Consider the following 12,314-nt stretch of genomic DNA (forward strand, 5'->3'; position numbering starts at 1 on the left):
CCAATCTCATCTCAATGGCTTTCATCTTCACTTCTACTGGATAGCTTACTCTGGTTGTCAACGAAAAAACACCTCCAAGGTTGTCTCCATATCTTACGACATGGTTGCATTCTCTTGAAGGTGCTTTAATTTGTCTCACATTACGGGGTCAGTCCCTTTAACAAGGCTGAGGGTCTTTTATTATTAATCAAATGAATCCATTAGCCAATCGAATGAATAATGCCTTGAATGTCGCGCAGATTCTTAATTTCGTAAGAAGGGATAATCTCATCTGTACGAGTAAGCTCGTGGCGGTTAATCCACATATTTCGCATTCCCACACGCCCGGAGCCTAAAATATCCGTTATTAATTTGTCTCCAATCATAACCCCTTCATCAGCAGTAATGCCTAAAAGCTCCATCGCATGATTGAAAATAGAAGTTGCTGGCTTGCCTTCGCCAAAATTACCGGAGATAATAATATGATCAAAATAAGGTGCCAAATCAGGTACTCCAGCCAGCTTCTCATTCTGTAAATCCGGTGATCCATTCGTAAGCAGCAGCAGCTTGTACTTTTCTTTCAGCTGCTTCAGCACCTCGAACGTTTCCTCATAAACAATAGGACGATTACGACGCTCTGCTGGGAATAGCTCTCCTAGACGGTATCCAAGCTCAGGATCGTCGATGCCTAATGCTTTAAGCCCCCTTGTCCAAGATTCTGTCCTATAGGTTGGAGCAAGTTTCTGAAGCTTGCGGAAGTTTTCGTTTTCTCCTGCCGTAAAGTTAGCCCATAGCCCTTCGAATGGATTAATTCCAATCATCTTAGTAAACGGGAATGTCTCGTAGGATTCATATAAAGCACGCGCTTCCTTGCGAACCGCTTCTTCCAGAGCCGCAGGCTCCAATGAATAATGCTTAGCGGCTTCCTCACAAGTCGCCTGGAAAGCTTCCTTTACACTTCGATCGTCCCATAACAGCGTATCATCCAAATCAAATAAAACCGCTTGAATGCTCATCCTAGTTCCATCCTTTTCCCCATATAATCTGTAGTTGTCGAGAATGACTTTTATTTATTGTTCGGTTTTTAGCGCTACCGCATTGCGAGATGCAAATTCCTTAACCTGTTCTGACAACTCTTTCATATTAAATTGATGATACAATTTCGTAAATACCCATTTGGTATTGCTTGTTGTTAATGAGATGACAACGGTATCCTTTTCAATGGAAATTTCACGGATTTGTGCTGGCTCCACTCTACGATCTCCGGCAAACCTGCGGGAAACCAAGTAATCCTTACCGATTTTGAGAAAAGGACGACGCACCCAAAATATGAATAGCGCTAAAGCAATGTAGCTGCCCCCAGTAACCCAATACAAGTTATCATTTTCATAGTTGCCACGGAAAGCTATGTAGCAAAAGATACCTACACAAAACAGGAGCAATGGTACTAGCCAGCTGCGACCGCGTACGGTTACAGCGCCATCAGACGGAGTATCGTAAAGTAAGGGCTTACCTTGCTTTGCACGAGTTTTATTGACCTTTTTAGAATTTTTAAGAACCATACGTTCCCATTTACGAGACATGTCCCAATCTCCTTATAGAGGTGCGCTCGACCTCATCACTATACTTTGCTTCCAAACTCTTTCTGAATAAAAGGCTCTCTACCCTTTAACGGAACAAGACTGTACTGCGGTTTGAATGGAAATAATCCAAGCTTATCTGAATAATCACTGCAGCCTAAAGACTCCATTCATCGATACGCCAAAAAGTTGGAGCAACCGATGTGTCTGGTTTTCCAGATGTCACCATGTCCCCCCAAAAATTCAATACTGCATTCAATCTAATTCCTTAATTACTGCTTGTTGTCATCATCAACAAACTTAATGTTATCCAACTGATTGCGCAAGTTGCTTTTGAAAGCATTAATATAACGCTTTCTAAGTTCATTGCGTTCTTCCAGCTCTTCATCCGTCAAGCCAACCGATTTGGCCTTGCGTGCCAATTCATTAATTCGTTTGATGTACTGATCATGTTCCATCTCGTTCATGCGAATCCTCCTGGTATTGTCCGGCTTGTTTCAGCCACACTATGGCTTCCAATCAAGCACAGCAAAAAATGCGTCAAATTATACTTTGACATTACAGGATTCGATTGTCAAGAGCAGGCGATGCGGAACTGATATTCAACAAGCTTAGGGTAAGATCAGAACTTGCCCAACTTGCAATACATTAGACTTTAGGTCATTGATTTGTTTCACTTCGTTCATATATTCACGGACGTTTTGTCCTTTTCCTGCATAATGATTGGCGATACTCCAAAGCGTATCTCCCTTGGTTATTTCTACTGAATGTTTCATATGGCTTCCATTGGCAGCTGCGAACACATCCGAATCTCCGCCGATTAAGGAAACACAAATACTTACAATAAGTATCAAGATGGCTATGGTTAGCAGCCCTAGCATTCTCGTCGCTCTTCTAAACCGTCTCTTCTGCTTAATATGGTTCCCCTTTACCGAAACAACCGAATTCCGAATTAACTGTTCATTCATGTACACAACTTCCGCCCCCAAACATTTGTTCTGTTACCAAAATAACACGAACACTTGTTTGTGTCAACGCGATTTTCGAACTTATGTTTGTACGAACTCCGGTTCTGTGTTATACTTTGGATAATTATTACCAATACTGGAGTGATACTCATGAGCAAACTATCCAATCGGCAGCTGGCGATATTGGAATTTATCAAGAACGAAGTGAAAGATAAAGGTTATCCTCCATCTGTTCGTGAAATCGGAGAAGCCGTTGGACTAGCCTCCAGTTCGACAGTACACGGACATCTGGAACGTTTGGAAAAGAAAGGCCTGATTCGTCGAGATCCGACCAAGCCTCGGGCTATTGAAATAACAGACGGGTCCTCAACAGAAGGAAGCCAATTCGCACTTTCCGTTTCCCGTGTACCATTGATCGGACGAGTCACTGCAGGGGTACCTATTACGGCAACGGAAAACATTGAGGATTACTTCCCGTTACCTACACATTATGTTGGCGATCATAATGTATTTATGCTTAGTGTCATTGGAAACAGTATGATTGACGCAGGCATCCATAACGGAGACTATGTTATTGTTCGTCAGCAGCAATCCGCTAATAACGGCGATATTGTTGTGGCTATGACAGAAGATGATGAAGCAACCGTTAAACGCTTTTACAAAGAAAAAGATCATATTCGTTTGCAACCTGAAAACACAACCATGGAGCCGCTTCGTCTCAAGCACGTAACTATTCTCGGACGCGTTGTAGGAGTATTCCGCGACATTCATTAACGAACGGCTCATGTTAAATGAAAAAGCCAAGTCAGTATGCCTGACTTGGCTTTTGTTATTACTTTGCCCCTTGCAACCCACTCTTAACGAAAAGACCAATGTGTTCAAGAGCCTGCTCGCCTTCAGGCAAAATGCCTGCCAACTGCTGAAAAACACACCACATATGCTCCCATTTCTCCAGCGTGACATCTACTCCTGCAGCTTTTGCCTTATCGGCAAAACGAACGCATTCGTCGAGAAGCACCTCGTGATCTCCCACCTGTATGAACAATGGGGGTAATCCATGTAGATTTTGATACAACGGTGACATAATCTCTGGCTTAGGCATTATCGAGCCCAAGTAATAATCCGCACATAGTCGTGAGCTCGCAAGACTACCCAGTGGATCAAACTCTGAACGAGTAATATAAGACTCGCTATCGAAGTGTAGAAAGTCCGTATGGGGTGACAGACAGAATGCACCAGCCGGGAGCGGATCTCCTTTGTCACGTAAAGTTAACAATGTCATAAGTGCAAGGCAACCTCCAACAGAATCTCCGCCTAGAATAATTTTCTTATTAGAAATTCCTTTGTCTATAAGCCATCGATAAGCCTCCAAACAGTCTTCATTGGCTGCAGGATAGCGATGCTCCGGAGCAAGCCGGTACTCAATAACAAGCACTTTTGTGTTAGCGAACCTGGATATTCTAGCGACTAGATCGCGATGGGTATCACAAGAGCCAGAAATGAATGCTCCTCCATGGAAGTACAATATCGTCTCTGAATCCCCTTCGGGTACATGTTCCGATCTCACCCACTCCGCTTTCATGTTACCGATAGTTACCTGCTCGGTTACGACACCGGATGGCTTAGGGAGCGCGTTTAGAGCTGCGGTTTCTTCTGATCGGATCTCATCCACTGTTTTACCGATAAACGAGAAAGATTGTTTTAAATGCTGCTTAATGGCTGTTATCATTTCCATGCTCGACGATTGCATATTGTTCACCCTCCAAATTACTACTGAATATTCAGTATTATAATTATAAAAAAATTATTGATGATCCTGATGATACGCGCCGTGAGTGGACATCATGATTCTGAGGAAGAGTTCATCAAACCGCTTTTTCTCGACCTCGAAGTAATCAACCCATGAATCAGAGAAGCATAAATAGGAGAACAACGGGATTATGCCAGTAAAAAATTCTGCAATCCGTCTTTCATTAGGATCATAAGAATGATTAGAATTCGAAATAACGGCATTGGCCTGCTCCGCATTGATCATCGCATCGACGACTTTGTAAATAATCGGCTTCCGATTCGATTTCTTTAGGGAGTCTATAAACATGATTCGGATTATATCTGCGTTTCTTATTGCAAAGTCTTTGTATAACGTTTGAAGCCTGCTCTGCATGGTCTCTGCTTTGGATTGATGTGTGTCCTTCTTAGAGGTTTGCAGAAGTTCGCTATACTCCCTTATGAAATCTTCGAACAACACCTCCAAAATATGTTCTTTGCTTTGAAAATGATAGTATATCAATGACTTGGGTACACGTGCTTCTTCTGCAATCTGATCAATCCTTGCTCCTTCAAAGCTTTTCTCTGCAAATATTTGAATGGCTGCTTGCAAAATTCGCTTCCTTGCTTCAGGAATGTTCGTTCTCGGCATCTATTCACCCACCATTTAGTACTGATTGTTCAGTATTATTATATTCAATCACAAAGCATTTGTAAATAAGTGGAACAAACCTTTTTTGTAAAAAATACCTAGTCTGAATTATACTCTAAACATAAAAAAGCCCAGCACCAAAAGGTACCGGGCTTCCTTCGTATTCTATTGATCTTAATAAAGAGTCAGGTATTGCTCACGTTCCCAAGCATGAACCTGGGTACGATAGATATCCCACTCGATCTCTTTCAACTCAATAAAGTGAGCCAGTGCGTGGTCTCCAAGTGCATCGCAGATCACATCGTCGCGAAGCAGCTCATCCAACGCCTGCTTCAAATCAACTGGTAGACTTGGGATACCCTGCTCTTCGCGTTCCTCTTCGGACATGACATAAATGTTACGGTCTGTTGGAGGAGGAAGCTGCATTTTATTTTTAATGCCGTCCAAACCTGCTTTTAACATAACAGCAAGCGCAAGATATGGATTCGCAGCAGGGTCAGGATTACGAACTTCTACACGAGTGCTCAGGCCGCGGGATGCCGGAATACGGATCATCGGACTGCGGTTGCTCGCGGACCAAGCCACATAGCAAGGTGCCTCATAACCTGGAACGAGACGTTTGTAAGAGTTAACCGTCGGATTCGTAATAGCTGCAAAAGCACGAGCATGGCGCAAAATACCTGCCATATAATGTCTTGCTTCAGCACTCAATCCAAGCTTATCGCTCTCATCGTAGAACACGTTCTTTTTGCCGTTAAATAACGATTGGTGACAGTGCATACCGGAACCGTTCACGCCGAACAACGGTTTAGGCATAAAGCTCGCATGCAAGCCGTGCTGTCTAGCAACAGTTTTTACAACCAGCTTAAAGGTCTGAATCTGATCCGCCGCTTTAACGGCACTTTCATATTTGAAGTCGATTTCGTGCTGACCTGGAGCCACTTCGTGGTGGGAAGCTTCAATTTCAAAGCCCATTTCTTCCAATGTCAGTACGATTTCACGACGACAGTTTTCTCCCAAATCCATTGGAGCCAAATCGAAATAACCGCCTTGATCGTTCAATTCCATTGTCGGGTTGCCATTATCGTCTGTTTTAAATAAGAAAAATTCCGGTTCTGGTCCGACATTCATTGCAGTATAGCCCATTTCCTCAGCTTCTTTCAACGCTGCTTTCAGAATACCGCGTGGGTCTCCTGGGAAAGGTCTGCCATCCGGCAAATAAATATCACAAATCAGGCGAGCTACACGGTCTTCTGTAACCCATGGGAAGATGACCCATGTGCTCAAATCCGGATACAGGTACATATCGGATTCCTCGATACGAACGTAACCTTCAATGGAGGAGCCATCGAACATCATCTTGTTGTCCAGAGCTTTCTCCAACTGGCTTACCGGTATTTCCACATTCTTGATCGTCCCCAGCAAATCGGTAAATTGCAAACGAATAAAACGAACATTTTCTTCTTTAGCTATACGTAGAATGTCCTCTTTTTTATATGCTTTTTCAGTCACGGTCAATTTCTCCTCCTTAGATTATGTAAACTGACAGAGCATGTTCTTAAGACGAACGTTTAGGTGTAAACACACTCTGGTGAAGCTTTTTTATTTCTTAAAGAAACGCGATAGCTCGCCTTGGATCAATGATACTTGGCCTGGCCGCTTGCCGCCGCCTAATAACTGCTGCTTCAGCATACGATGCAACTGCGTATCGGTTAACTCTCTTCGCTTCACTTCGGACTGTTCATTCAGAACCGTTGCTTCCTCAGAATCTTTGGAAACAGGCAGGAGTACTTGCTTAATACCGGCAATGTTAACTCCTTTTTCAATTAAATCTTTAATTTCCAACAAGCGTTCCACATCATTAAAAGAATAAAGACGCTGGTTACCGCCTGTTCTTGCTGGTATAACAAGCTCGTGCTGTTCATAATACCGGATCTGCCTCGCGGTCAAATCGGTCAATTTCATTACTATTCCAATCGGAAAAAGCGCCATATTACGGCGAATATCATCACCCATGACCTGATCACCCCTGTAATCTAAAAACCTAGCTTCATTGTAACCTCACTACATAAACATGTCAAGTTATGTTAGGTTTATGCAATGTGTAAGCATTAATTACAGTAGGCCACGGTCCATCATATTCTGCAATGCGGTAAGTACACCCAGCTTGCAGTGGGAGTATGTTAGACCTCCTTGCATGTAGGCAATATACGGCTCGCGTATCGGTGCATCGGCAGATAATTCCAAGCTTCCTCCCTGAATAAAAGTACCCGCCGCCATAATTACAGGATGTTCATATCCCGGCATATCCCAAGGCTCTGGAACGACGTGAGCATCGACCGCAGATGCCTGCTGTATCCCTTGAACGAATGCAATCAGATGCTTGTCGCTGGTGAACTGAATCGCCTGGATCAGATCCGTACGCGGATCGTTCCAATGCGGATGCGTCACAAATCCAAGCTGTTCAAAGACAGCTGCCGCAAACACCGATCCTTTGACAGCTTGTCCAACCAAATGTGGTGCCAAGAACAGCCCTTGATAAATACTGCGGGTAGTACCGAGCATCGCTCCCACTTCCCCTCCGATTCCAGGAGCGGTCAAGCGATACGAGGCAAGCTCCACGTATTCACTTCTTCCAGCAATATAGCCTCCTGTAGCTGCCAGACCTCCGCCGGGATTTTTAATCAGCGAGCCGGCCATCAGATCCACACCTACTTGAGTCGGCTCCTGCATCTCAGTAAATTCCCCATAGCAGTTGTCTACGAATACAATCACATCCTGTTTCAACTGTTTGACGAAGCTAACCATTTCCCCTATTTGCGCAACCGTAAAAGACGGTCTCCACGAATAGCCGCGGGACCGCTGAATACCGATCACTTTAGTTCGTTCATTTATTCGACTGCGGATCTCATCATAATCAGGTGCACCGTCGGGCAGTAACGCTACCTCACCGTAAGCAATGCCCCAATCCTGGAGCGAGCCTTTCCCGTCACCTGGGCTACCAATTACTTTATGAAGCGTATCATAAGGTCTCCCTGTAATCATTAGAAGCTCGTCACCTGGTCTTAGAACGCCAAATAAGGCTGTTCCTATCGTGTGGGTCCCGGACACAAAATGTGGCCGCACCAAGGCGGCCTCCGCTCCAAACACTTCTGCATAAACCAAATCCAGTACTTCGCGCCCCCGGTCGTTATAGCCATACCCTGTCGATCCTGAGAAATGAAAGTCACTAACCTTATGATTCTGAAAAGCACGAATCACTTTCCACTGATTTTGGTCCACGATACGATCAATTTCTTTCATTTCCCCCTCAATTACCTGCTCGGCACGCTCCATCCATGCCGTAATTCGTTCGTTAAACATGTTCCGAATTCTCTCCCTTATCCTCTGCCTGATCCATGGCGTATGCGGCCAACAAATAACCCAGCTTATCATATTCTTTATTGTTCACTCTTACCTGCAGCAGCATGTCGTTGCCGTCCACGTCATTCTCAAGCACTTCCCCAACACGGTAAACAAGTGAAATCACGTCGCCTTTTTCTGCCGGAATGCGGAACGTCTTGCACTCACCCATCAACCGTGACTCGATCAATTCCCCTATTCGCTGCAAATCGGCTTCACGGTAAGCGGATATTCGTAAAAACTCCCCTTCTGTCGTAAGCATTTCCACCTGCTCCGGTGTGCACAAATCTACCTTGTTAAACAAAGTGATTTGTTCCTTCCCGTGAGCTCCCAGCTCCTGAAGCACTTGCTCAACAACCTTCATTTGCGTAGCCATCATTTCCGCTGAACCATCCACAACATGAAGGATCAAATCGGCTTCACAAGCCTCTTCCAATGTGGCACGGAAGGCTGCAACCAGATCATGCGGCAGATTTTGAATAAATCCAACCGTATCCGTCAATACAATTTCTTTTCCACTTGGCAGCTCCAATGTACGTGAAGTCGGGTCAAGTGTGGCGAACAACTGATTCTCCACGTAAACATCAGCTTGAGTCAGCTGCTTCAGCAGCGTAGATTTACCGGCATTAGTATAACCTACAAGCGCCACTTGGAAAACACCTGTCTTCTTGCGTCGCTCTCTATGTAACGTACGGTGCCTAACGACCTCCTGCAGCTGCTGCTTCAGCTCGTTGATACGATCACGGATATGACGGCGATCCGTCTCCAGCTTCGTTTCCCCTGGACCTCTCGTACCGATACCACCGCCAAGACGAGAAAGATTACTTCCTTGGCCCGCAAGTCGTGGCAGTAAGTAGCTTAGCTGTGCAAGCTCCACTTGGATAATCCCTTCACGAGTCTTCGCTCTTCCGGCGAAAATATCCAAAATGAGCTGTGTACGGTCAATAATTTTGACATCCAGAAATTGTTCCAGATTGCGAACCTGCGCACCGGACAGCTCCTGGTCGAAGATTGCCGTATTAGCATTGTGTTCTTCCAATAGCTGCTTCAGCTCTTCTGCTTTCCCTTTTCCAACAAACCATTTGTTATCTACGGATTCTTTATTTTGTGTTAACGTGTCCAGAACCACTACTCCTGCAGTCTCAGCCAGACTAACTAATTCGGATAAAGAATATTCAGGATAATAAGCCTCCTGCCTCTTCAGCTGCGGAGTGACTAGACTGACCAGCACGGCCCGTTCCTGTTCATGCTCGATTTTGTGTGTCGTTGGTTTCATAAATATTTATAATTCTCCTTTGCAGGTTTTCGCTCCAGCTTAACATCTTCAGGTCGAATCGTCATCAGATCCTGCTTGCTTGGCTGCTGAGTATGCTGATTCAGCAACCGCACCGCGTGGTTGCGCATCGCTTTTTCAATCATATTTCGCACATATCGTGCATTACTAAAGGCAACCTCGCTATCGATCAGCTGCTTTTCGCTTACGATTTGCTGGCGTATTTTCATTTCGGTCTGGGGGATCAGCGCATATTCGCGTTCTTTTACCATCATTTCCGCGATTTGCATCAATTGATCGACTGTGTAATCAGGAAAATCCAGCTGGATAGGAAAACGAGAAGGGAGTCCCGGATTGGTTTGCAGAAACTGTTCCATCTCTACCGAATAGCCAGCCAAAATAAGAATAAACTGGTTTTTGTGATCCTCCATCGCTTTGACAAGCGTATCAATAGCTTCCTTGCCAAAATCTTTTTCTCCACCACGGGCCAAGCTGTATGCCTCATCGATAAATAGCACTCCGCCCAGCGCCTTTTTCACTAGTTCTCTTGTCTTTAATGCCGTATGCCCTATGTATTCGCCTACGAGATCGGCGCGTTCTACTTCAATGAGATGCCCTTTGTTAAGCACCCCCATCGTTTGCAGCAGCTTGGCGATAATTCGTGCCACCGTCGTCTTTCCTGTACCTGGATTCCCTTTGAAAACCATATGATACACTTGGTTATTAGCCATTAGCCCAACTTCAGCCCGAAACCCGCCTATTCGCAGCAGGGCATAAATCTCGAAAACGAGCTCCTTTACGTTGTCCAAACCGACCATCCGATCGAGCTCCTTCATGATTTCACCGAATTGTCCTTGTTGAGACAGCGGTTTGCCATGAAAATGAGGCTCTGCCTCGGCGTTCATACTTATTGGTTCAGGATTACGCAATACCACATTGATTTGATGGGCATTCTTCGTAATCTGAATCTGATCCGTCGGTACGACACGTCCACTCATGCGTATCACCTCTTTACTTGGTGTTAGCAGTATACGCGGGAGCCCAGTTGAATGTGACCATTTTCTTTTCTTATTGTAAGGCTATTTTACAAAAATTCAAAATCTGATCGTCAGGAAATGTTTATTTAAATATATTAATCCCATTCATCTCGTTTCAAAACCTCCGTAGGTCTTAATGTCTTACTCTTTCTAAGTATAGTCGAATGGGGAGAAATTATTGAGGTAGAATTTGATTACATTTAATTAATCGCCTTATCAGCTCTGTAATTCACTCCAAATCCGCTCCATATCCTGATAAAGACCTTTAAAAAAAGTGATCCGGTAAACATCCGGGTTGGACAGCCGCTTCCAATGCTCGAAACCAATCCGTTCATCATAATGTTTCAATAACAGAGATATGATATTTCCGTGTGCGGCAACCAAATAGGAACCATGTCTCAGCTTCAGCAGTTCCGTTATTACCGTTACGATACGACCCGTTGCTTGCCTGCTGGACTCCCCTCCGGGATAACATATATCGGGCTCGTCAAACGTCCTTTTCAGACATTGCAGCCAATCAGCCCTGTCTTCTCCGCTTAAAACACGCTCGGCTAGCCCCTCATCCGTATAAATGGTTTTATTCATTTTTTCTGCATAAGGTTTAAGGGTTTGAACCGCCCTGATATATGGACTTGATACGATATAATCTATAGAGTAATCGGATAACCACGAGGATAAACGCTGGGCTTGATAACATCCTTCTGCAGTTAATGGCGCTTCTGCTGACTGTCCCTCCGCCTTGCAATGACGAACGATGTAAAGTGTCTGCAAACCCTCGTGCTGATCTACTTGTTGAAAATCGGCGAAAGTATGAAGTCCCTCCAAAAACATTAGACTCCCTCCTTATGAATCATCGGTCGTTCGAGGATCGGCTGAGAATAGTGGAGATAACTTCCTCCAACGGCATTTCAGCCATGGAATTCAGTCGCAAATCGTGTTCACCAAAGGACAAAGTCTTCGTTATAAGGTTCGGTACAATCACACAGTGCATCCCTGCTCTTTTGGCGGCAAGCGCACCGTTAGGCGAGTCTTCAAATGCAACGGCTTCGTGCGGTTGTACCCCAAGGTCTTCCAGCGCGAGTAAGTATAAAGCGGGGTCCGGCTTAGCTTTGACTACATCGTCTCTCGTTCTTATGCAATGAAATGCATTCAACAGCTCGTGCTTCTTCAAATAACCGGTAACCCATTGACGTGTGGAGCTTGAAGCAAGCCCTATCGGTAACCCCATTTCTTTACCTCGCTCCAAATAATTTAACACGCCGGGACGCGGCAGTTCTTGGTGCATGCGCTCTGAAAAATGTTCCCTTCTCCGTAGTCGAGCCGAGTCCACATCAAAAGGCTTACCAATACATTGCTCCAAATAGGAATAAGGTTCAAAAGATGAACCATCTGTACCAATGCAGCGCCCCCAAATGTCCAGAGACAGCTCCGCCCCATGCTCCTCGAACATCTTCTGAAAAGATTCAAATTCAGGTGTCTCTGTATCTATTATCAACCCGTCAAAATCAAATACGATAGCTTTAATCATCGTTGAACACCTCTGATATATAATTAATATGATTAAATATTAACCTCATGTACAAATGTAGCATATCAAGTGTCACATTCCATATTATACCATGTACGATGACTGGTTGAGGAAAAATTTTCTATTGC

Annotated in this window: 14 protein-coding genes; 1 reads left to right on the forward strand and 13 read right to left on the reverse strand. The window is 44.6% G+C overall.

All coding sequences use genetic code 11. The annotated features are described in order from the left end of the window. Positions 1-200: 200 nt before the first annotated feature. From BP97_RS0107310 to BP97_RS0107325, 4 genes are all read right to left on the reverse strand, one after another. The gene (locus BP97_RS0107310) at positions 201-995 is read right to left on the reverse strand and encodes an HAD family hydrolase (protein WP_028548503.1); all 795 of its coding nucleotides are present in this window, start codon (positions 993-995) and stop codon (positions 201-203) included. Between the two features lie 54 nt (positions 996-1,049). Then, complete coding sequence (locus BP97_RS0107315) at positions 1,050-1,562, reverse strand: hypothetical protein (RefSeq protein WP_028548504.1); 513 nt, start codon at positions 1,560-1,562, stop codon at positions 1,050-1,052. A 269-nt stretch (positions 1,563-1,831) separates the two neighbouring features. Next, complete coding sequence (locus BP97_RS0107320; protein WP_028548505.1) at positions 1,832-2,017, reverse strand: DUF896 domain-containing protein; 186 nt, start codon at positions 2,015-2,017, stop codon at positions 1,832-1,834. Between the two features lie 153 nt (positions 2,018-2,170). Further along, a complete protein-coding gene (locus BP97_RS0107325) occupies positions 2,171-2,527 on the reverse strand; it encodes a LysM peptidoglycan-binding domain-containing protein (RefSeq protein ID WP_156043170.1) in 357 nt (118 codons plus the stop codon). 150 nt (positions 2,528-2,677) lie between these two features. Between BP97_RS0107325 and lexA the strand changes: the two genes are divergently transcribed. Continuing rightward, complete coding sequence (lexA, locus tag BP97_RS0107330) at positions 2,678-3,301, forward strand: transcriptional repressor LexA (RefSeq protein WP_028548507.1); 624 nt, start codon at positions 2,678-2,680, stop codon at positions 3,299-3,301. A 58-nt stretch (positions 3,302-3,359) separates the two neighbouring features. Here the strand turns inward: lexA and BP97_RS35610 are convergent, their stop codons facing one another. The 9 genes from BP97_RS35610 to BP97_RS0107375 all read right to left on the reverse strand — a co-directional run bounded on the left by BP97_RS35610 (position 3,360) and on the right by BP97_RS0107375 (position 12,186). Then, on the reverse strand, positions 3,360-4,277 hold the full coding sequence (locus BP97_RS35610) for an alpha/beta hydrolase (RefSeq protein ID WP_036745638.1): 918 nt from the start codon (positions 4,275-4,277) through the stop codon (positions 3,360-3,362). 54 nt (positions 4,278-4,331) lie between these two features. Beyond that, positions 4,332-4,946, reverse strand: coding sequence for a TetR/AcrR family transcriptional regulator (locus BP97_RS0107340; protein ID WP_028548508.1), 615 nt, complete (start codon positions 4,944-4,946; stop codon positions 4,332-4,334). Positions 4,947-5,120: 174 nt separating this feature from the next. Then, positions 5,121-6,458 carry a type I glutamate--ammonia ligase gene (gene glnA, locus BP97_RS0107345; protein WP_028548509.1) on the reverse strand — a complete coding sequence of 446 codons (1,338 nt, stop codon included), beginning with the start codon at positions 6,456-6,458 and terminating at the stop codon, positions 5,121-5,123. A gap of 90 nt (positions 6,459-6,548) precedes the next feature. Then, on the reverse strand, positions 6,549-6,962 hold the full coding sequence (locus tag BP97_RS0107350; RefSeq protein ID WP_028548510.1) for a MerR family transcriptional regulator: 414 nt from the start codon (positions 6,960-6,962) through the stop codon (positions 6,549-6,551). A gap of 99 nt (positions 6,963-7,061) precedes the next feature. After that, on the reverse strand, positions 7,062-8,309 hold the full coding sequence (locus tag BP97_RS0107355; protein WP_028548511.1) for a methionine gamma-lyase family protein: 1,248 nt from the start codon (positions 8,307-8,309) through the stop codon (positions 7,062-7,064). After that, entirely contained in the window at positions 8,302-9,624 is a 1,323-nt protein-coding gene (gene hflX, locus BP97_RS0107360) for a GTPase HflX (RefSeq protein WP_028548512.1), read from the reverse strand. The genes BP97_RS0107355 and hflX overlap by 8 nt, the downstream gene beginning before the upstream one ends. Beyond that, positions 9,621-10,619, reverse strand: coding sequence for an AAA family ATPase (locus BP97_RS0107365; protein ID WP_028548513.1), 999 nt, complete (start codon positions 10,617-10,619; stop codon positions 9,621-9,623). Before BP97_RS0107365 ends, hflX begins: the two co-directional genes overlap by 4 nt. Before the next feature lie 255 nt (positions 10,620-10,874). After that, on the reverse strand, positions 10,875-11,489 hold the full coding sequence (locus BP97_RS0107370) for a histidine phosphatase family protein (protein ID WP_231506247.1): 615 nt from the start codon (positions 11,487-11,489) through the stop codon (positions 10,875-10,877). A 19-nt stretch (positions 11,490-11,508) separates the two neighbouring features. Further along, on the reverse strand, positions 11,509-12,186 hold the full coding sequence (locus tag BP97_RS0107375; RefSeq protein ID WP_028548515.1) for an HAD family hydrolase: 678 nt from the start codon (positions 12,184-12,186) through the stop codon (positions 11,509-11,511). Positions 12,187-12,314 lie beyond the last annotated feature (128 nt).

Origin of the sequence: Paenibacillus sp. UNC451MF, from assembly GCF_000686845.1 — a bacterium.
Lineage (GTDB): Bacteria > Bacillota > Bacilli > Paenibacillales > NBRC-103111 > Paenibacillus_S.